The sequence below is a fragment of the Pseudomonas sp. 51_B genome (assembly GCF_017491595.1).
Lineage (GTDB): Bacteria > Pseudomonadota > Gammaproteobacteria > Pseudomonadales > Pseudomonadaceae > Aquipseudomonas > Aquipseudomonas promysalinigenes.
In genome coordinates this window covers 221,125-238,762 of record NZ_JAFGYW010000004.1, presented here as the reverse complement: position 1 = coordinate 238,762, position 17,638 = coordinate 221,125, and the positions used below count along the sequence as shown (strand labels likewise).

15 protein-coding genes are annotated in these 17,638 nt (G+C 62.0%); 3 read left to right on the top strand and 12 right to left on the bottom strand.

The window, feature by feature from the left end; all coding sequences use genetic code 11:
• Positions 1–74: 74 nt before the first annotated feature.
• From J5M56_RS07700 to J5M56_RS07655, 10 genes are all read right to left on the bottom strand, one after another.
• Entirely contained in the window at positions 75–1,202 is a 1,128-nt protein-coding gene (locus tag J5M56_RS07700) for a lactonase family protein (RefSeq protein ID WP_207936321.1), read from the bottom strand.
• On the bottom strand, positions 1,168–1,458 hold the full coding sequence (locus tag J5M56_RS07695; protein WP_186476698.1) for a DUF5629 family protein: 291 nt from the start codon (positions 1,456–1,458) through the stop codon (positions 1,168–1,170). The genes J5M56_RS07700 and J5M56_RS07695 overlap by 35 nt, the downstream gene beginning before the upstream one ends.
• Before the next feature lie 68 nt (positions 1,459–1,526).
• Positions 1,527–3,902: an RND family transporter gene (locus J5M56_RS07690; RefSeq protein WP_186476898.1), complete on the bottom strand. Its 2,376-nt coding sequence runs from the start codon at positions 3,900–3,902 to the stop codon at positions 1,527–1,529.
• 20 nt (positions 3,903–3,922) lie between these two features.
• Positions 3,923–4,963: a YCF48-related protein gene (locus J5M56_RS07685; protein WP_207936295.1), complete on the bottom strand. Its 1,041-nt coding sequence runs from the start codon at positions 4,961–4,963 to the stop codon at positions 3,923–3,925.
• Positions 4,964–5,205: 242 nt separating this feature from the next.
• Positions 5,206–7,863, bottom strand: coding sequence for an aminopeptidase N (gene pepN / locus J5M56_RS07680; protein ID WP_207936294.1), 2,658 nt, complete (start codon positions 7,861–7,863; stop codon positions 5,206–5,208).
• Between the two features lie 13 nt (positions 7,864–7,876).
• Positions 7,877–8,707, bottom strand: coding sequence for a DUF2797 domain-containing protein (locus J5M56_RS07675; RefSeq protein ID WP_207936292.1), 831 nt, complete (start codon positions 8,705–8,707; stop codon positions 7,877–7,879).
• Positions 8,704–8,964, bottom strand: coding sequence for a DUF1315 family protein (locus tag J5M56_RS07670; protein WP_054885767.1), 261 nt, complete (start codon positions 8,962–8,964; stop codon positions 8,704–8,706). Before J5M56_RS07670 ends, J5M56_RS07675 begins: the two co-directional genes overlap by 4 nt.
• Before the next feature lie 13 nt (positions 8,965–8,977).
• Positions 8,978–9,844, bottom strand: a complete 867-nt coding sequence (locus tag J5M56_RS07665) for a rhomboid family intramembrane serine protease (protein ID WP_186476694.1) — start codon at positions 9,842–9,844, stop codon at positions 8,978–8,980.
• A complete protein-coding gene (locus tag J5M56_RS07660; protein WP_060477751.1) occupies positions 9,841–10,812 on the bottom strand; it encodes a metallophosphoesterase in 972 nt (323 codons plus the stop codon). Before J5M56_RS07660 ends, J5M56_RS07665 begins: the two co-directional genes overlap by 4 nt.
• A complete protein-coding gene (locus J5M56_RS07655; protein WP_060477752.1) occupies positions 10,812–11,702 on the bottom strand; it encodes an NAD(+) kinase in 891 nt (296 codons plus the stop codon). The genes J5M56_RS07660 and J5M56_RS07655 overlap by 1 nt, the downstream gene beginning before the upstream one ends.
• Positions 11,703–11,746: 44 nt before the next feature.
• Between J5M56_RS07655 and J5M56_RS07650 the strand changes: the two genes are divergently transcribed.
• Together J5M56_RS07650 and J5M56_RS07645 are read left to right on the top strand one after the other, a co-directional pair.
• Positions 11,747–12,772, top strand: a complete 1,026-nt coding sequence (locus J5M56_RS07650) for a DUF1853 family protein (protein WP_207936291.1) — start codon at positions 11,747–11,749, stop codon at positions 12,770–12,772.
• Between the two features lie 45 nt (positions 12,773–12,817).
• A complete protein-coding gene (locus J5M56_RS07645; RefSeq protein WP_060477754.1) occupies positions 12,818–13,363 on the top strand; it encodes a cytochrome b in 546 nt (181 codons plus the stop codon).
• Here J5M56_RS07645 and J5M56_RS07640 read toward each other — a convergent pair.
• Entirely contained in the window at positions 13,354–14,244 is an 891-nt protein-coding gene (locus J5M56_RS07640; protein WP_207936290.1) for a pyridoxal-phosphate dependent enzyme, read from the bottom strand. The two genes, J5M56_RS07645 and J5M56_RS07640, sit on opposite strands and share 10 nt — an antisense overlap.
• Before the next feature lie 51 nt (positions 14,245–14,295).
• Positions 14,296–16,332 (bottom strand): NADPH-dependent 2,4-dienoyl-CoA reductase, encoded by a 2,037-nt coding sequence (locus J5M56_RS07635; protein WP_207936289.1) that lies wholly within the window; start codon positions 16,330–16,332, stop codon positions 14,296–14,298.
• Positions 16,333–16,516: 184 nt separating this feature from the next.
• Here J5M56_RS07635 and J5M56_RS07630 point away from each other — a divergent pair, with 184 nt between their 5' ends.
• Positions 16,517–17,635, top strand: coding sequence for a nitrilase-related carbon-nitrogen hydrolase (locus tag J5M56_RS07630; protein WP_207936288.1), 1,119 nt, complete (start codon positions 16,517–16,519; stop codon positions 17,633–17,635).
• Positions 17,636–17,638 lie beyond the last annotated feature (3 nt).

The following is a 17,638-nucleotide window of genomic DNA, read 5'->3' as shown; positions in this document are numbered from 1 at the left end:
GGGTCAAACGTACGCCGCCCAGATCCGCTGCAGAAATTCATTGCACTGCTAAGGCTTATCACCGCTATCGATGGTTACTCGACGAACTTGAGATCCGATGGCGCATCCTGCGCGAAGGTCTGCACCGTCTCGCCGAGCTTGCCGCTGCGCAGGTCGCGGCGCATGACCACGATCTGGTTACTTTTCTGGTTGGCCACCAGCAGGTAGTTGCCGCTGGGGTCCAGTGCAAACTCCCGCGGGTGGTCGCCTTGCACCGAATGGCGCTGCAGCAACGTCAGCTGACCGTCTTTGTTTACGCTGAACACCACGATCTCATTCGCTGTGCCGCGGTTGCTCACGTAGAGAAAACGCCCATCGGCCGACAAGTGCAGCCCGCCGGAAGCCTTGGCGGCGGCATCCTGCTGATCGGTAAGCGGCAGGCGCTGACGCGCCTGCAGCACGGCGTCCTTGACGTCGAACATTACCACCTCGCCGCTCATCTCCAGCGTCAGGTAGGCATGCCGGCCCTTGGCATCGAACAGCAGGTGCCGCGGCCCACTGCCAGGCGGCAAGTCCACCGACGCCGGAACCGCCGCACTCAGCGGCTGGTCGGGGCTGGCGCCGTCATAGCGGTAAATGAACACCTTGTCGGCCCCAAGGTCGCAGGCATACACATGTTGGCCGTCCGGCGACAGTACCAGCGAGTGAACGTGCCCGCCTGCTTGGCGCTCAGGGTTGACGCCGCTGGGTACATGGCGCAATTGCTGTATACCGTCCTGGAGCTTGCCGTCCTTGGCCACCGGGATAACCACCAAGCTGCCACCGGGGTCGGGGGCGACGGCGTAGTTGGCGACGAACAGATAGCGCTGGTCGCGGCTGAGGCTGGCGTGGGTTGGCTCATCGCCCCGGCTGCTCACCTGGTTCAGCAACTTGATCTGCCCGTCGGCAGCGATACTGAAGCTGGAAACCTTGCCATCGGGCGTTTCGTTGACGGCAAACAGCTGGCGATGGTCCGCTGAGAGCACCAGCCAGGACGGGCTTACGCTGTCAACGACCTGTAGCGGCGGCGAGGCAATCTGGCCGGTCTTGGGATCGAAGGCATAGCGATAGATGCCTTGGCTCTGGCCGTCTGTGTAGCTGCCCACGAGCAAGGTGGCAGCATTGGCGGTGATTGTCAGGCTCATCAGGCTAGCGGTCAGCAGGCTGGTCCAGGTCCGGTTCATCATCGTCTTCATCCGGGGCGCGAAAGGCACTCATACAGACTAGACGATGCTCGCCCTGGGCATCGCTGAGTTGCCATTGATCACCTTCGCCTACAGCGGCTGCGACCTGCTCCGGGGTGAACGACCAGCGGCGGTGCTGGCGGCCGTCCATGCATTCGATGGAAAGGCCGGCTTCGTCGCAGGTGAACTCGAAGGCATGCAGGCCATCGATCAGGAGCATGTCGCAGCAAGTGAGGGCGGTAGCGAGGGGGGACATGGGAATACCGTAGAGAAATGAGCCAGCAGTATAACCTGAGGGCCGCATTGCGGCCCCCCGGTGATACATCAATGGGCGAAGATCGAACCGCCCTGCTTACCTGCCATTTTCTCAGGCTTGATCAGGAAGCGCGCCAGTGCTGGCAGCAGCCATAGCGCACCGAACATGTTCCACAGCAGCATGAAGGTCAGCATCAGGCCCATGTCGGCCTGGAACTTGATGGCCGAGAAGATCCAGGTGCACACGCCGATCGCCAGGCACAGGCCGGTGAACAACACGGCCTTACCCGTCGAGCGCAGGGTCTGATAGTAGGCTTCCTGCAACGGCAGCCCCGCACGCAGGAAGCTTTCCAGCCGGCTGTAGATGTAGATGCCGTAGTCCACGCCGATGCCCACGCCCAGGGCCACCACCGGCAAGGTAGCGACCTTCACGCCAATGCCCATGAATGCCATCAAGGCGTTCCCCAGCACCGACGTCAGTACCAGCGGTAGCACGATGCAGAGTGTTGCAGCAAACGAGCGGAAGGTGATCATGCACATCGCCGCCACGCACAGATAAACCAGGATCAAGATGGTCAGCTCGGCCGACTTGATGACCTCGTTGGTGGCCGCCTCGATACCGGCATTACCTGCCGCCAGGAGGAACTGCAGGCCCTCTTTGTCATGGCTGTCGGCGAACGCCTTGGCCACGGCTGTCACCCGCTCCAGGGTTTCGGCTTTGTGGTCGTTGAGGAACACCAGCACCGGTGCCAACGAACAGTCGGCGTTGTACAGGCCGTCAGCGCGGGCGATGGAGTTGTTGAGGATGTCCGGGTTGCGCGACAGGGTTTCCCATTTCAGGCTGCCCTCGTTCATGCCCTTGATCACCTGTTTGGAAACGGTTACCAAGGAGATCGCCGACTGCACGCCTGGGGTGTTCTGCATGGTCCACATCAACTCGTCGATCGGCGCCATGGTCGAGTAGACCGAGCAGCTTTCAGCCGGGGTCTTGACCATGATCACCAGCACATCGGAGCTGGTTGAATAGTTGCTGATGATGAAGTTGTTGTCCTGGTTGTAGCGCGAGTCCGGGCGCAGTTCCGGCGCGCCCTGGTCGAGGTCGCCGATCTTCAGGTTCTGGCTGTACCACAGGCCACCTGCGAACGCGATCAAGGCCAGAACGATCGACACTGGAGCCACCTTGGCGCTGGCGAAGTTCGCCAACAGGCGCCAGAACGGGTGCTCGCGGGTAGCGTCCTTCTTGCTGCGCTCGATGGCCTTCTTGCTGATGCCAACATAGGAAATCGCTACCGGGAGCAAGATCAGGTTGGTGAACACGATCACCGCCACCCCGATGGACGCGCCGATGGCCAACTCGCGGATCACCCCGATGTCGATGATCAGCAGGGTGATGAACCCGACGGCGTCGGCAAGAATGGCAATCATCCCAGGCAGGAACAACTGGCGGAAGGTGCGCCGGGCGGCGGTCAAGGCATTGTCCGCATCACTGGACTGCAAAGCGATGCCATTGATCTTCTGCACACCGTGGGAAATACCGATCGCGAAGATCAGGAACGGCACCAGCATCGAGTAAGGGTCCAGGCCGAAGCCGACCGCATGCATCAGGCCCAGTTGCCAGACCACTGCCACCAGGGTGGTGATGAGGACGGCGATGGTGCTGCGGATGCACCAGGTAAACCAGTAGAGCAGCACCCAGGTAATCACCAGCGCGATGCCGAAGAACATCGCCACCATCACCAGGCCGTCGATCAGGTCACCGACCTTCTTGGCAAAGCCAATGATGTGGATCTTGACGTTGGGGTTCTGCGCTTGGAACTTGTCGCGGATCTTTTCTTCAAGTTGGTGCGAGAACTGCTGGTAGTCGAGTTTGACCTGCTTGCCGGGGTCATTGGGGTCAGGGAAGCTTTCGAGCAGCGGCACGTCGACGATGCTGGACTTGAAGTTGTTACCCACCAGGCGCCCAACCTGGCCAGATTTGAGCACGTTGTCGCGCAGGGTATCCAGGCTCTGCTGGGACCCATCATAGGTATTGGGGATCACCTCACCGCCTGAAAACCCTTCTTCTGTCACCTCGCTCCAGCGCACGCTCGGGCTCCAAAGCGACTTGAGCCCGGCGCGATCGACGCCTGGAATGTAGAACACCTCGTCATGGATCTGGCGAAGGGTTTCCATGTAGTCCTTGTCGAAGATGTCGCCGTTGACCGCCTCGACCGAGATACGCACGGTGTTGCCCAAGTTGGCCAGGTCGCTGCGGTGGGCCATCATCTGTTCGATGAATGGATGCTGCAGCGGGATCATTTTCTCGAAACTGGTCGAGGGGCGGATCTGCGTGGCTTGCCAGAACAGGAAAATGCTCACCAGTAGGCACAGGGCGATGACCACCGGGCGGTTGTTGAAGATCAGGCGTTCTAGCAGTGTCGCCTTGTCCTGATGATGCGGGTGCATGGTGATGCTCTCCCTGCTGGTCATGGGCGCACCTGCTTAGCCGCACGCTGCGCGCCGTCGGCACTGGCCAGATGTACGCCACCCTGCCCCACCAGCAACAGGCCGCCGTCGGCCAGGCCAGTGACACCGGCCAGCGCGATGCGGTCGCTGCGGTTGTAGACACTGAACGTCTGCCCGTCATCGATGCTGCGCAGCACGCTGCCGCCGTTGCCGACCAGCACCAGGCTGCCATCCTCGACAAGCGTAGCGCCTGCCAGGCCGAATTCGAGCTCGCCACGGGCGACCTTGAGGGCGATCGGCTGCCAACTGTCACCGAAGTCGCTTGAGCGGAAAAGATTGCCGCGTAGCCCATAAGCCAGCAGCGTCTGCGCCTTGGCGGTGCCTATCACGCCGAACAGCGAGCCTTCATAAGGGCCCTGCACCTTGGTCCAGCTCTGCCCTTCGTCGCTGGAGCGATACATACCGCCCTGCTCACCGACGATGAACAGGCCAGCATCGCGCACGCGGGCGATGCCATTGAGGTGCAATTGGTCGGGGTTGTCCAGGCGCTCGGCGATGTCCTGCCAGTGCTGGCCGCCGTCGCGGGTTTCCAGCAGCGCGCCATAGGCGCCCACGGCAAAACCATGCTGTGCATCGAGGAAGGTGACATCGAGCAGAGGCGCTTCGCGGGCCAGGTCTTCGAATTGCTTGGTCCAAGTGGCGCCGCCGTCGCTGCTGGCAAGAATCAGCGCATCGTGACCCACCGCCCAGCCGCGCTTGTCGTCGAGGAAGAACACGGCGGTTAGTAATTGCCGGGTGGGCACCCGGGCCTGGGTCCAGGTGATGCCTTGGTCATCGGAAAACAGAATGTGGCCACGATCACCGACCACCACAAGGCGCTTGCCGGCATGGGTCGCGCCAATCAGCAGGCTCTGGCTGGCCTTGGCGGATTCGGTGGAGTATTCATCGGCAGCAGCGGCCTGCGCGCTGTCGGCCCATATTCCCAGTACCAGCGCCAGCATTGCGCCGGCCGCCGACGGCCAGGCACCACGCCTGGCCTGCGTCATCACCCGCTGCTTCATGACCATCCCCTGTTGTTTTGTTTTTGATGGGTCCGTGCTGTGAAAGGCCTGCATTAGAGGCTTGTGGGGATCGTATCGGGGAAGTTTGAAGGATTACAACGTGCGGGACGTTATGTTTTGTTAACCGCTAAACAGCTTCGCGGATAAACTCGCCCCAGCAGGTCTGGCACAGGCCTCAAAGCCTGGGCGGTCTCTGTTGGAGTGGGTTTACCCGCGAAGCGGTCAGTTGCGGTTACAAAAACTCAAGCCAGGCTCTTGCTCACCACCTCATAGACATCACTCGACAGCTCCCCGGAGGCGAGAATCCGCTCCAACTCACCCTTCATCAGCACCTGCCGGGCAGCGTCATACTTACGCCAGCGGGTCAGCGGTGCCAGTTGACGCGAGGCAATCTGCGGGTTCAGCGCATTGAGCTCGATCACCAGGTCCGCCAAGAAGCGATATCCGGAACCATCGGCGGCGTGGAAGTTGACCAGGTTCTGCCCGGCAAAGGCACCGATCAGCGCCCGCACCTTGTTCGGGTTTTTCAGAGTGAATGCCGGGTGCTGCATCAACGCTTTGACCCGCGCCAACCCGCCTGGCAGCGTGCTGGCTGCCTGCACGCTGAACCACTGGTCCATGACCAATGGGTTGTCCTTGAAGTGCTCGGCGAAGCTTGCCAGGGCCTCGGCGCGCTCAGCTTCGAACGGCGAGTTGACCAGCACCGCCAGCGCCGTCAAGCGTTCGGTCATGTTATCGCACTGTTCGAACTGCTCCAGGGTCGCCTTGAGCACCTGAGGTTTGCCGGTCAGCATCAGATAAGACAGGGCGATGTTCTGCAGGCTGCGGCGGGCAAAGTGCTCGGCGGCGGCCACGTAAGCGGTGCTGCGTGACACTTCGCGGTTGGCCTGGTAGCGCGCCCATAGCGCATCGAACAACTGCTCGGCGATCTGCTGGCGAGCGAATTCGCGGGCGGCGTGGATGGCATCGACGTCGGCCACTTGGCTGATCTCGGTCAGATACGCTTCGCCAGGCAGCGAGAGCATTTCTGCAACCATGGCCGGGTCCAGCGATTCGTTGCCCAGTACCGTGCCCAAGGCCGTGATCAGGCGCTGGTCGAGCGCCAGTGCTTCGCCGCGCTGATGCTGGCCGATCAACTCCTGCAGCACCTGCACCGACAACTGCTGGCCCGCCTCCCAGCGGTTGAAGCCGTCGCTGTCGTGCTGCATCAGGAACATCAGCTGGTCGCGGTCATAGGGGAAGCTCAGCTTGACCGGTGCGCTGAAACCACGCAGCAGCGAAGGCAGTGGCTTGCTCGCGATACCCTGGAAGGTGAACGTCTGCTCGGCTTCGGTCACCGACAGCACCCGCGAATGACCAACGGCCGTTGTTTCCCCGACCAGTTGCAGCGCCAGATCGTTGCCTTGGGTATCGAGCAAGCCCAATTCCACCGGTATCACGAACGGAAGTTTCTCGGCCTTGTCAGGCGTCGGCGGGCAGCTCTGACGGAAGGTCAGGCTGTAAGTCTGGGCGCCAGCGTCATAGGCCTCGCTGACTTCCAGGCGCGGAGTACCGGCCTGGCTGTACCAGCGCTTGAACTGAGCCAGATCGACGCCATTGGCGTCTTCCATGGCCTTGATGAAATCGTCGGTGGTCACCGCCTGGCCGTCGTGGCGTTCGAAGTACAGGTCGCTGCCTTTGCGGAACCCCTCGGCGCCCAGCAGAGTGCGGACCATGCGCACCACTTCTGCGCCCTTTTCATACACCGTCAGGGTGTAGAAGTTGGAAATTTCGATGAAGCTTTCCGGGCGTACGGGGTGGGCCATGGGGCCGGCGTCTTCGGCGAACTGGTGCGTGCGCAGGTAAGCCACGTCCTCGATGCGCTTGACGGTACGCGAGTTCATGTCGGCACTGAACTCGGCATCGCGGAACACCGTGAAGCCTTCTTTGAGCGACAGTTGGAACCAGTCGCGGCAGGTCACACGGTTGCCCGACCAGTTGTGGAAGTACTCGTGAGCGACAACCCCCTCGACTCGCTGGTGGGCAGCGTCCGTAGCCGTTTCGGCACGGGCCAGCACGCAGCTGGAGTTGAAGATGTTCAGACCCTTGTTTTCCATGGCGCCCATGTTGAAATCGTTGACCGCCACGATCATGAAGATATCCAGATCGTACTCGCGGCCGTAGACCTCTTCGTCCCAGCGCATGGACTTCTTCAGGCTGACCATGGCGTGGTCACACTTGTCGATGTTCTCGGGCTCGACATAAATGCGCAGGGTGACATCACGGCCAGACTGGCGCGTGAAACTGTCTTCGACGCACCAAAGGTCGCCAGCCACCAACGCGAAAAGGTAGGCCGGCTTCATGAACGGGTCTTCCCAGGTGGCCCAGTGACGGCCATCTTCGGCCGGTCCACTGCCAATCGGGTTGCCGTTGCTGAGCAGCACCGGGTAGCGATGCTGTTCGGCGATCACGGTGGTGGTGAAGGTACTCATCACGTCCGGACGATCGAGGTAATACGTGATCTTGCGAAAACCCTCGGCCTCGCATTGGGTGCAGAACATCTTGCCGGACTTGTACAGGCCTTCCAGCGCGGTATTGCTCTCGGGGTGAATTTTCACGCTGGTGTCGAGGGTGAAACGCTCGGCCTTGGGCTGCACGGTCAGGCTGTCCGCGTCGAGCTGGAACTCGCCCGCGTCGAGTTCATGATCGTCCAGCGAGGCGCGCAACAGCTCCAGTTGCTGGCCGTCCAGTACCAATGGCGGCAGGCCAGCCCCAAGCGCCGGATTGCGGCGCATGACCAATTGCGCGTGGACCAGGGTGTGGTCCTCGAACAGCTCGAAGGTCAGGTGCGTCTCGTCGATCAGGTACTCGGGCGCCTGGTAATCCTTGAGGTAGATCACTTGCGGTTGTTCGGTACGCATGTGCAGGTCCTTTTTACTGGAGCACGGCCAACTGGTAGGCCGTGTACTTGCGAATATTGATCACGCCGGTATCGAAGATCAGGTACTGACCCTTGATGCCGAGCAGCGTGCCTTCGGCGACCGGGTCCTTGTCGAGGTTGAAGCTGACGACCTTTGTCGGGTAGGCCTGAACCGGGTAGCGCATGTGCACCACTTCGGCATCGGCCAGCGGCTGGATCGCCTGCAAGCCAAAGCGCCCTTGCAGCTCGCGCAAGCCATCGGCGCAGGCGTGGAAAATCTGCTCGCGAATCGCGGGCAGGTCGAGCACTTCGGCATCGCCCTTGAGCAGCGTGCGCCAGTTGGTGCGGTCTGGCACCTGGCTGCGCAGAATGTCTTCGACCAGGCCCGATTGCTGGCGGGTAGCGACGCGCATGATCGGCAGCGCCTGGCTGGCGCCTTGATCGAGCCATCGGGTGGGCAACTGAGTGGCGCGGGTAATGCCGACCTTGATACCCGACGAGTTGGCCAAGTAAACCACATGGTCGGTCATGCAGAACTGCTCGCCCCATGACGGCTCACGGCAGGTGCCCGAATCGTAGTGGCACTTCTCCGGCGCCATGATGCATACATCGCACTGGGCCAGCTTGGTCATGCAGGGGTAGCAGTAACCCTGGCTGAAGCTGGTCTTGGTGCGTTTACCGCAATGGCTGCAGTGGATGGCGCCAAGGTATTGCAGACGCAGACGCTGGCCTATCAGGGGATTGACCGGCACCAGGGTGTCATCGAGCCGAAAGCTGTACTGCACCACAGGCGCCTGCAGGCTGACGGACATCTTGCTCAAAGAGCCACGAGCGATTTCGATCAATGTACCGAGTCCGACTTGAACAGAATGTTGGCGATGGGCGCGGACTTCGAGGCGCACTCCTGCGGGCCCATGTAACCAGTGCGCTGCTCTTCGGGCAGGTTTTTCATTTCCCAGGCGATCACCGCCTGCAGCGACAGCTCTTTCTGCTCGGCGGTGAGCTTGCGGCCGTCCGACCATTTGCCGATTTCCACCGCCAGCTTCAGGCTCTGGTAGATCTCCGGGGTGATGTTTTCAATCATTTGCGCGAAAGTGGACATACAGTCTCCTGATTCAAGCCGACAGTTTACGCCGGGCCAGCGCCCCACCCAAGAGGCCGGTCAGGCATCCGATGAGCAACCCGCCCACATGGGCGGCGTTGGCGATCTGGCCAAAACCCAGCTGGCCGACCACACCGCTCAGGCAGATCACCAGCCAGATCAGCATCATCACCAATACGCCTTTGGGCAGCCTGAAGTAAGGGTTGGGCGCCAGCCACTGGTACAACCAGACATGGCCAAGCAAGCCATACAGTACCCCGGACAGGCCACCAAACAAGCTCGGGCCGCTGGTGTAGTGCTGGGCAAGGTTCGACACCAGGCTGAACAGCAAGGTGAGGCCCAACAGCTTCCAGGGGCCCTGGTGCAATTCGATGCGTTTACCCAGCTCCCAGTACCACAGGCCGTTCATCGCCAGGTGCAGCACACCGAAATGCAGCAACATGGGCGACACCAGGCGCCACCACTGGCCGTCGGCCAAGCTTTGGGCCAGCGGCGTGAAATGCAGGTAGTCACCCTGCACGCGAAAGTCGAGGAAGGTGAACCAGCTGATGGCATTGAGGTTGTCGCCCAGGCCCGTGAGGCCGGCGACCACAAGGCACATCACCAGCACAGTGGCAGTCACCTTGCAGGCCTTGGCCTGCTCGGCCAGCGACGGCTGGGTGGTAACCTGCGCCGAGGCGTCTTGCACCACATCGGCATTGCCATCGGGGTAGCGCTGATACAGCTCGCGCACCTGCGTAGCCATGCTGTCGGGGGCCCAGAGCACCTGGTCCTCGCCCTCCTCGCTGACCCGGTGCGGCACCTGCAGGCGCTGCAGCAGGTTAACGAAGCCGCTGAGGTCAACTGCCAGCGGCAAGCGCATCACTTCGATGATATTCATGGGTTGGCCTGCGGGCGTTCGACGTCGACCCAGACGAACTTGTGCGGGTCGATGCGGGTTTCATCATCCAGCCGATAGGCCACAAGCTTGCCGTACAGCACCGCACTGTAGTCCAGGCAGGCCAGGTTGGCGCGGATCGGCCCAGGGCGACCGCTGCGCCAGTAATGCCCGACGAATAGCATCGGTTCGTCCTCGGCATAGCGCAACAGTGCGTTCTTTTCGGTGTGGCTCAGAGGGGTGCGGGCAACATTTTCGGGCAACGCATCGGGCTGGAAGACGATGTCGCCATAAGTTTGTGGGTCTTCTTCCCAGAACTTGGTGCGGAAGAAGGCTCGGGTCAGGCCGTCGCCACCGGTCAACGTCAGGCCATCAGGCAGGCGCATGTCGGTACCGCGCAGCAAGCGGTTGCACACCGTGGCAGCAAAACTGCCGGCCACCGCCGATGACTGAATGAAGTGCTCATCGATAACCCCGCCGGGGTACTGCTGGCGCAGTGGCTCGATCAGCCGCGCATCCCAACAGGCGTGCACCAGCCGGAAACGCCCGGCGTCGACGAACAATGGCATTTGATAGAACCACTGAAGAAAGTCGTGCCAGTCGCCAGGGTGGTGGGCGAACTGGGTCAGGGTTTCGTCGATCAGCCGTGCGTGGCGGGGGGTATGCTCGCGCACGAACGACTTGCCGCTACCAGGCAAGGCCGGTGTTACCCAGCCCAGGGCGTTGTACTCGTGGTTGCCCATGATGCAGAAGGCCTGCCCAGCCTCGACCATGTCATGAACGATATGCAGGGCCTCGCGGATACGTGGGCCGCGGTCAACGATGTCACCCAGAAACAACGCTTGGCGCCATGGATGGCGCCATACACCGCCGACGCGCTTGTAGCCAAGGGCATCGAGCAAGCGTTCGAGGGTCTGTGCACAACCATGCACGTCACCGATGATGTCGAAACTGCGCGCCGGATCGAGCATCAGTCGTCCCTGCCCCCCAGGCGGCTGCCCCAGCCGAGCTTGGTACGGCACACCTCATAGTAATTGTGGTCCAGCGGATGAATCAGGCGCAGTTTCTGAGGTTTCTTGCTGACCGTGATGGTGTCGCCGGGAGCGCAGGTGAAGTGGTTCTGGCCGTCGCAGGACACTTGCGGGTAGATCTGCAGGTCCTTGGCTACGACGATCTTCAGCTCGCTGTTGCCGTCGACCACGATCGGCCGGCCCGACAAGGTGTGCGGGTACATGGGCACGATCACGATGGCGTCGAGCTTGGGGTGCATGATCGGGCCACCGGCCGACAGGGCGTAGGCAGTCGAGCCGGTGGGAGTAGCGACAATCAGGCCGTCGGCCTTCTGGCTGCAGACGAACTGGCCATCGATGTAGATTTCGAATTCGATCATCCGCGTCGACTTGCCAGGGTGCAGTACCACATCGTTGAGCGCATCGCCCTGGCCGATAGCCTCATGATGGCGACGTACCTCGGCCTGAAGCAGGAAGCGGTTTTCTACCAGGTAGTGGCCGTCGAGCACTTCGGCGACTTTCTGCTCAAGCTCATCGGGGCGGATGTCGGTCAGAAAGCCCAGATTGCCGCGGTTGATACCCAGTACCGGTACATTGTGCCGGGCCAGCGCGCGGGCAGCGCCAAGCAGGCTGCCGTCGCCACCGACCACGATCACCAGGTCACAGACCTCACCGAGTAGCTTGCGCGTCGAGGTTTGCAGGCCATGGCCGGGCAACACTTCGGCGATGGTGTCCTCGAGAATCACATGCAGGTGGCGCTCGATAAGGAATTTTTTCAGTCGGCGAATGGTGTCGAGCACCTGCGAGCTGCCAAGGCGGCCAATGATACCGATATTGCGAAATTGCTCCATGGGGCTCCTGGGAGGCTCTGCGGCGGGGTGACTATGTGGCGATTATGGGCGAAACGACCGGGCAGCGGCAAACCGGCTATGCTCGCAGCATGATGCCATTTGCCGAACTCAACGAACTGCCCCGCTGCCTGCACCGCCCTGCCGTGCGTGACTTGGCCTGGACGCTGCTGTCGCCGCCACTGCTGAGCGCACCGCCCTGCCCCCAGCGCCACCCGCTGGCGGGCAGTGCCTGGGCGGGCGACCCACAATGCCTGTGCGACTGGTTACGCGCCTTGGATGCCGATGACCTGCCATTGCGCAACTGGTTGGCAACCATTACCAGCAAGCGCCTTGGGCTGTATTACGAAGGGCTTTGGCAATTTGCCCTGACCCGCGCGCCCGGCGTGCAGCTGCTGGCATCCAACCTTGCCATTCGGGCTGGGGGCCGCACCCTGGGCGAGCTGGACATCCTGCTGCGTGATGGCCAAGGCACCCATCATCTGGAGTTGGCGATCAAGCTCTATCTCGGGCCGACCGTGGGCGACGCAGGTGATGCTACGAATTGGCTGGGGCCAGGCTGTCATGATCGCCTGGGGAGCAAGCTGGCGCACTTGGCCACACATCAGTTGCCCATGTCACGCGATGCCCACAGCCGCCAAGCATTGGCAGCCATCGGGGTCACCCAAGTGCAGGCGCATCTGTGGCTGGGCGGCTACCTGTTTTACCCAAGCCCCGGGCATGCCGAGCCACCGGCTGGTGCCCACCCCGCTCATTTACGCGGGCGCTGGATGCGCCGGCGGGATTGGGCAGCGATGCCGGGCGAGGTCTGGCAACCGCTGCAACGCCACGCCTGGCTTGCGCCAGCACGGGTGCAGGCTGATGTGCGATGGTCCTCGACGCAGTTCCAAGCCTGGCTGGCCGCGCTGGCTCCACAGGCGCCAGCGCAGTTGCTGGCCAGGCTGGAGCCGGACGGTGATGGCGCCTGGCAGGAAGCCGAGCGGCTATTTCTGGTGCCCGATGATTGGCCGCATTCACCAGACAACACAATTTTCACCGGCCTAGCGCAAATATCTGCTGCAAAAAGCATCTAGAGTGCTACCCAGAGCGCCACTTAAACCTGATGACGAGGACCGATCATGGTTTCATCCACCCCTTCACCCCGTTACGCACGCCTGTCCATCGCCCTACATTGGCTGATGTTGGTGCTGCTGGCCGCTGTTTACGCCTGTATGGAATTTCGCGGCATATTTCCCAAGGACAGCGCCGAACGAAACTTGATGAAAGACCTGCACTTCATGCTCGGGTTGAGTGTATTTGTGTTGGTCTGGCTGCGCCTGGCCGTACGCTTGATCAACCCGACTCCCCCTATCGTGCCCAAGCCGCCAGCCTGGCAGACAGGCCTTGCGCACCTGATGCACTTGGCGCTGTACCTGCTGATGATCGGGTTGCCGCTTGCCGGCTGGCTGATTCTCAGCGCTGCCGACAAGCCTGTGCCGTTCTATGGGCTGGAACTGCCCCACCTGATCGGGCCGGACCCGGACCAGGCCAAGTTCATCAAAGGCTGGCATGAGCGAGTGGCGAGTTGGGGTTACTGGCTGATCGGCCTACACGCGTTGGCTGGGCTTTACCACCACTACGTGCAACGCGACAACACACTGCAGCGCATGCTGCCCTACAAGTAACCGCGCCGCCCCTGCAGGCCACCGGTGTGCAGGAAGATCAGTCGAGTCCCGGCCGCAAACAGCCCGGCCTCGACTTGATCGTGCAGGGCCAGCAAGGCCTTGCCGGTATAAAGCGCCTCCAGCGGCACACCACTGTGCTGCTCGCTCTGGGCGATGAAAGCCAACAGCTGCTCATCGAACCTGGCAAAACCCCCACGGCAGGCATCGTGCAACCGGTAGCCCTGGTTGCCAGCCAATTCGGCGACATAGTCCGGCACGCCGTGGTCCATGGGCACCGCTAGGGCGCCATGGACGGTACGCGCGCCTGCCTCGGCCAGTACCAGCCCTGCCAGGGTGGTCCCCGTGCCTGCCGCCAGCCACCAGGCGTCATAACCTGACCACCCCAGGGCCGACAACTGAGCACGGGCTTGCTCGACGATCAGCGAGCACCCCTGGGCACCCTCGACGCCACTGCCCCCTTCCGGGATACAGTGCCAGCCAGGATAGCGGGCCTGCCAGGGCTGCCAGAACCCTTCCTGATGGCGTGCCCGATAGCCACCGTAGCCCAACCAATGCAGCGTCATGCCCAGTGCCTGGAGGTCACGTACCGTAGGCGTCTCCTGGGGGTGGCCACGCACCAGACCAACGGTGGCGAAACCAAAGCGTTTGCCGGCGGCAGCCAAGGCATGCAGGTGGTTGGAGTGATTACCGCCCAGACTGATCAGGCCAGGGGCACCGGCTTGATCAGCTTGCTGCAGATGGTAGCGGAGCTTGAACCACTTGTTACCGCTGATCAGCGGGTCAGTCAGATCCAGGCGCAGGACCGCAGCCTGAACGCCGGCGCTTGCCAGCCACGGCAGGTGCAGTGGCTGAAGAGGGGCTTTGGGTAGATGCTCAAACATGCTACCCAGTCTACAGGGAAATCCACGGGGGCGCTGTGCACCCCAGCGAATTCAAAGTTCGGCAGCCAGACGCGAACCCTGGTTGATAGCCCGCTTGGCATCCAACTCAGCCGCCACATCGGCGCCACCGATCAGATGCACCGACTGCCCCGCGGCCAGCAGCCCGTCCTGCAGCTCTCGCAACGGTTCCTGCCCGGCACAGATCACCACATTGTCCACCGGTAGAACCTGCGGCTGGCCTTCACCGATACGAATGTGCAGGCCGTCGTCATCGATCTTCAGGTACTCCACGCTGTTGAGCATCTGCACGTGTTTGTTTTTCAACCCGGTACGGTGAATCCAACCAGTGGTCTTGCCCAGGCCATCGCCAACTTTGGATTTCTTGCGCTGCAGCAGGTACACCTGGCGCGCAGGCGCATGGGGTTCTGGCTTGATCCCGGCCACGCCACCACGTGCCTGCAGATGGGTGTCGATCCCCCACTCTTTCCAGAACGCTTCGCGGTCCAGGCTGCTGGCCACGCCCTGTTGCACCAGGTACTCGGAAACGTCGAAACCGATACCACCGGCACCGATCACAGCGACCGACTTGCCCACCGGTTTGCGCTCGAGCAGTACATCCAGGTAGCTCAGGACTTTTGCATGCTCAACGCCGGGAATGGCCGGTGTACGCGGTGCGATACCGGTAGCCAGGATGATCTCGTCGAACTTTGCGTTTATTAGCGTCTGTACATCCACTCGAGTATTCAAACGCAGGTCAACACCGGTGCTTTTCAACTTGTTACGGAAATAGCGCAAGGTTTCGTAGAACTCTTCCTTGCCCGGCACCCGCTTGGCCACATTGAACTGCCCGCCGATCTCGCTGGCGGCATCGAACAAGGTCACGTCATGGCCGCGTTCGGCGGCCACGGTGGCGGCTGCCAGGCCGGCCGGGCCAGCGCCCACCACGGCGATGCGCTTCACGGTGCGCACCGGCAGGTAGTTGAGCTCGGTTTCATGGCAGGCCCGCGGGTTGACCAGGCAGCTGGTGAGCTTGCCGCCGAAGGTGTGGTCCAGGCACGCCTGATTGCAGCCGATGCAGGTGTTGATCTGGTCAGCACGGCCCTCGGCCGCTTTGTTGACGAACTCGGGGTCGGCAAGGAACGGCCGGGCCATCGACACCATGTCGGCGTCACCCTCGGCAAGCACTGCTTCGGCAACCTCCGGGGTGTTGATGCGGTTGGTGGTGATCAGTGGAATGCTGACAGCCCCGCGCAGCTTGGCGGTGACCTTGGTGAATGCCGCGCGCGGTACTTTGGTGGCGATGGTCGGGATGCGTGCCTCGTGCCAGCCGATGCCAGTATTGATCAAGGTCGCGCCAGCCTGCTCGATCGCCTTGCCCGCCAGTTCGATTTCATCCCAGGTGCTGCCACCCTCGATCAGGTCGAGCATCGACAGGCGGAAGATGATGATGAAGTTCGGCCCGACTGCCTCACGCACCCGGGTGACGATCTCTACCGCCAGGCGCATACGGTTTTCGTAGCTGCCGCCCCATTGGTCGCTGCGCTGGTTGGTGTGGGCAGCGAGAAACTGGTTGATGAAGTAACCTTCCGAACCCATGATTTCAACGCCATCGTACCCGGCCCGCTGGGCCAGCACGGCGCAATTGACGAAGTCGGCGATCTGCTTCTCGATACCTGCCTCGTCAAGCTCCTTGGGCTTGAACGGGTTGATCGGTGCCTGAATGGCGCTTGGCGCCACCTGCCGTGGACTGTAGGCATAGCGCCCGGCATGCAGGATCTGCAGGCAGATCTTGCCGCCTGCAGCATGCACCGCTTCGGTGACGATGCGGTGTTTTTCTGCCTCTTCATCGGTGCTGAGCTTGGCAGCACCGGCGTACACCCCGCCCTCATCGTTCGGCGCAATGCCACCAGTGACCATCAGGCCTACACCGCCGCGCGCGCGCTCGGCGAAATAAGCAGCCATGCGCTCGAAGCCACCCGGACGCTCCTCGAGGCCGGTGTGCATCGAGCCCATCAGGGTACGGTTGCGCAAAGTGGTGAAGCCCAGATCCAAAGGGGCCAGCAGATGTGGGTAGCGGTCGGCAGCCATGGTTCGGTTCCCAAGGTGGCATGATCACGGAGTGCGGGCACCTCGGCGGGGCCCGTCGTTGTCTAGCTGCGACATTAAACAGCCGTTTGAAAGGGCTCAATGATCGAAACTGACAACTTATTGATCCAATCGCACAGCAGGACTACCCTAGGTCACCGCCATTTTCAAGGTGCTGTACCGCTCGATGCGTAAACTCCTGGCAGGCGCCCTGGCGCTGGTGATGATTGCCGCCATCGGCGGCTATGGCTTGTGGACTCAACAGCGGCCTGAAGGTCACTACCTTTCCGATCTGCGCATCGCGGTGGCGCTCAACCATGGGGTGCCCGGCGAGCGGGGCAACCTGCTCGGTATCGAGCCATTACTGTTCCCCAGCGACTACCAGAATTTGCAACGCCTGCACCGCAAGCTTGCCGCCTACCTGGAACAGGCCCGCGACCAAGGCCTGGTAAACCCGCGCACCGTGGTGGTGCTGCCAGAGCACATCGGCACCTGGCTTTGGGCGCGCGGCGAAAAGAACGAGCTGTATCAGGCCACCCGCAACCGCGACGCCGAGCAATGGCTTGAGCTTAGCAACCCGCTTCGCTATGGCCTGGCGATGCTCGCTGCCAGGGGCGATGACCGGCGTGCCGACGCCCATTTGCGTATGAAGGCGCAGCAGATGGCTAGCGACTACCAACAGCTGTTCGGCGGCCTCGCCAAAGAGTTTGGCGTTACCTTGGTGGCAGGCTCTATCGTGCTGCCAGCACCCTATGTCGAGCAGGGGGTTTTGCACATCGGCCGGGGGCCGCTGTTCAACAGCAGCATGGTATTCGCCGCCGACGGCTCGCTCATGGGTCAGCCCCAGCACCAGCAATACCCGGATAGCGAAACACGGCGGTTTATCCACTCTGGTCACCCGTTTCCATTACAGGTTTTGCAGACCCCTGCCGGACGCCTCGGGGTGCTTGTGGGCAGTGACAGCTGGTACCCTGAAAACCTGCGTCAGCTGCAGCAACAGCAGGTGCAATTGATCGCCAACCCGGTGTTTCTCAGCGGCAAAGGTAGCTGGCAGGCACCTTGGCGCGGCAATCGTCATCAGGATGCCGCTGCCGCACTGGCTTTCAAACGTGGCGAAGTCAGTGAACAGAGCGCCTGGCAGCGCCTGACCCAAGTTGGCGGCGATGGCGTGAGCAGTATGAGCGTGTTCATGCGCGGGCAATTCTGGGAGGTGGGCAGCGATGGCCAGGGCTTCGCCCACCAGGCAGGCGAGCTGTTGACGGGTTCCACCAGTCACGGCGCGCGCCTGCTGAACCTGTGGCTATAAGCT

Coding starts and splice junctions, on each gene's coding strand:
- J5M56_RS07700 (WP_207936321.1), bottom strand. CDS start 1,202: ATGAACCGGACCTGGACCAGCCTGCTGACCGCTAGCCTGATGAGCCTG.
- J5M56_RS07695 (WP_186476698.1), bottom strand. CDS start 1,458: ATGTCCCCCCTCGCTACCGCCCTCACTTGCTGCGACATGCTCCTGATC.
- J5M56_RS07690 (WP_186476898.1), bottom strand. CDS start 3,902: ATGCACCCGCATCATCAGGACAAGGCGACACTGCTAGAACGCCTGATC.
- J5M56_RS07685 (WP_207936295.1), bottom strand. CDS start 4,963: ATGAAGCAGCGGGTGATGACGCAGGCCAGGCGTGGTGCCTGGCCGTCG.
- pepN (WP_207936294.1), bottom strand. CDS start 7,863: ATGCGTACCGAACAACCGCAAGTGATCTACCTCAAGGATTACCAGGCG.
- J5M56_RS07670 (WP_054885767.1), bottom strand. CDS start 8,964: ATGTCCACTTTCGCGCAAATGATTGAAAACATCACCCCGGAGATCTAC.
- J5M56_RS07665 (WP_186476694.1), bottom strand. CDS start 9,844: ATGAATATCATCGAAGTGATGCGCTTGCCGCTGGCAGTTGACCTCAGC.
- J5M56_RS07660 (WP_060477751.1), bottom strand. CDS start 10,812: ATGCTCGATCCGGCGCGCAGTTTCGACATCATCGGTGACGTGCATGGT.
- J5M56_RS07655 (WP_060477752.1), bottom strand. CDS start 11,702: ATGGAGCAATTTCGCAATATCGGTATCATTGGCCGCCTTGGCAGCTCG.
- J5M56_RS07650 (WP_207936291.1), top strand. CDS start 11,747: ATGGGCGAAACGACCGGGCAGCGGCAAACCGGCTATGCTCGCAGCATG.
- J5M56_RS07645 (WP_060477754.1), top strand. CDS start 12,818: ATGGTTTCATCCACCCCTTCACCCCGTTACGCACGCCTGTCCATCGCC.
- J5M56_RS07640 (WP_207936290.1), bottom strand. CDS start 14,244: ATGTTTGAGCATCTACCCAAAGCCCCTCTTCAGCCACTGCACCTGCCG.
- J5M56_RS07635 (WP_207936289.1), bottom strand. CDS start 16,332: ATGGCTGCCGACCGCTACCCACATCTGCTGGCCCCTTTGGATCTGGGC.
- J5M56_RS07630 (WP_207936288.1), top strand. CDS start 16,517: ATGCGTAAACTCCTGGCAGGCGCCCTGGCGCTGGTGATGATTGCCGCC.